At 74.0% G+C, this 2,005-nt stretch carries 2 protein-coding genes; both read right to left on the reverse strand.

Features of this window, described 5'->3' with window-relative positions; translation table 11 throughout:
- Window positions 1-75: 75 nt before the first annotated feature.
- Window positions 76-747 (reverse strand): response regulator, encoded by a 672-nt coding sequence (locus E1200_RS32925; RefSeq protein ID WP_131956533.1) that lies wholly within the window; start codon window positions 745-747, stop codon window positions 76-78.
- Window positions 744-2,005 (reverse strand): ATP-binding protein (locus E1200_RS32930; RefSeq protein WP_131956535.1); only part of this gene is annotated, 1,262 nt, incomplete at its 5' end. The genes E1200_RS32930 and E1200_RS32925, both read right to left, overlap by 4 nt.

A 2,005-nucleotide genomic window follows, 5' to 3' on the forward strand; every position in this document is an offset into this window, starting at 1 on the left:
CTGTCCTTGCCTTGCTTGTCGTTCACGACAACACTCCCCCGATGTCGATCACAGCTCGTCACATGAGTACCCCGTCTACCCGGGGTAGAAGCGCACTTCCGGGCGCCCGACCTGACCGTAGTGGGGGCGGCGGTGCGCGAGGCCGTTCTCCGCGAGGTATTCGAGATAGCGGCGTGCCGTGACGCGGGAGACGCCGGTGAGGTCGGCCGCCGCGGCGGCCGACAATCCGTCCGCGGCGCCGGCCAGCACCTCGGTGACGGCCTGCAGCGTCTCGTCACTCATTCCCTTGGGCAGCGTGCGGTGGCCGGGCGTGCGGAGGGTGGCGAGCATTCCGTCCACGTCGGCCTGGCCGCTGACCTCCCCGGCGCCGACCGCCTGCTCCCGGAATCGCGCGTACCGGTCGAGCTTGTCGCGCAGCGACGCGAACGTGAACGGCTTGAGCAGGTACTGGACGACGCCCACCGCCACCGCCGACCGGATCACGGCCAGGTCCCGCGCGGAGGTGACGGCGATGACGTCCACGTCGCTGCCCGCGGCGCGCAGCGCACGGCAGACCGTGAGGCCGTGCGTGTCGGGGAGGTAGAAGTCCAGCAGGACGACGTCCACGGCGGAGCGCTCGCAGAACCGCAGCGCGTCCGCCCCGGAGTGGACGACGCCGGCGACGGTGAAGCCGGCGACGCGCTCGACATAGGAGCGGTGCGCCTCGGCGGCGACCGGGTCGTCCTCGACCACGAGCACGCTGATCATGACGCGGCCAGGGGCAGCCGGACGGTGAACACGGCCCCCTCGTCGTGGCTCACCCGGACCTCGCCGCCGTGGCGGCGCACGGCCTGCCCGACCAGCGCCAGGCCGATGCCGTGGCCGACGGGCCCGCCGGACGTCTTGGTCGTCCAGCCGCGCCGGAACATCTCGGGCACCGCGGACGGGTCCACGCCCGGCCCGCTGTCGGCCACCTCCAGGACGAGCGCGCCGCCCTCCTTCCGCGCGCTGACGGCCACCCGGGGCGGCCGGACGTCCGCGCCCGCGAGCGCGGCGTCCACCGCGTTGTCGATGAGGTTGCCGAGGATGGTGACGAGGTCGCGGGGCTCGGCGACGCCCTCGATCGCGGTGTCCTCGCCGACGACGAGCTCGACGCCCCGCTCCCCCGCCTCCGCGGACTTGCCGAGCAGCAGCGCCGCCAGCACCGGTTCCGACACCGACCCGACGACCCGGTCGGTGAGCCGCTGCGCGGTCCGCAGCTCCGCGGTGGCGAACTCGACGGCCTCGCCGGGCCGGCCCAGCTCCACCAGCGACACCACGGTGTGCAGCCGGTTCGCCGCCTCGTGCGCCTGCGAGCGCAGCGACTCGGCGAACCCGCGCACGGTGTCCAGCTCGCCGGTCAGCACCTGCAGCTCGGTGTGGTCGCGCAGCGTGACGACGTTTCCCATCGCCGTGTCCCGCGACCGGACGGGCTTGGTGTTCACGACGAGCACGCGGGTGTCGGCGACGTGGACCTCGTCCGACCGCGGCTCCGCCGAGACGCAGGTGGCGGCCAGCTCGTCCGACAGCCCCAGGTCCGCGACGTGCCGCCCGCGCGGGTCGGGATCCAGGTCGAGGAGGTCGCGGGCGGCGTCGTTGCACAGGACGACGCGGCCCGAGCGGTCCAGGAGCAGCAGCCCCTCCCGGACGGTGTGCAGGATCGCCTCGTAGTACTCGAACATCTCGCGCAGCTCGCCGGGCGCGACGCCGCGCGTCTGCCGGCGCAGCCGCGCGGCGACCAGGTAGCTGCCGCCCACGCCGACCGCCAGCACCGCGAACGCGACGACCGCCAGGGAGATGAGCCGCTGCCGCAGCTCGGCGGTGATGACGCGGATCGTGATGCCGACCGCGACCAGCGCCACGATGCGCCCGCCGTCGTAGACGGGGGTGACGGTGCGGACGGACGGGCCGAGCGTCCCCGTGTAGGTCTCGGTGAACGTCAGCCCCGCGAGCGCGGGCCCGGTGTTGCCGACGAACTGCCCGCCGA

Origin of the sequence: Actinomadura sp. GC306 (assembly GCF_004348665.1) — a bacterium.
Lineage (GTDB): Bacteria > Actinomycetota > Actinomycetes > Streptosporangiales > Streptosporangiaceae > Spirillospora.

Excerpts from the sequence above, each read along its gene's own strand:
- E1200_RS32925 (WP_131956533.1), bottom strand. The coding sequence starts at position 747 with ATGATCAGCGTGCTCGTGGTCGAGGACGACCCGGTCGCCGCCGAGGCG.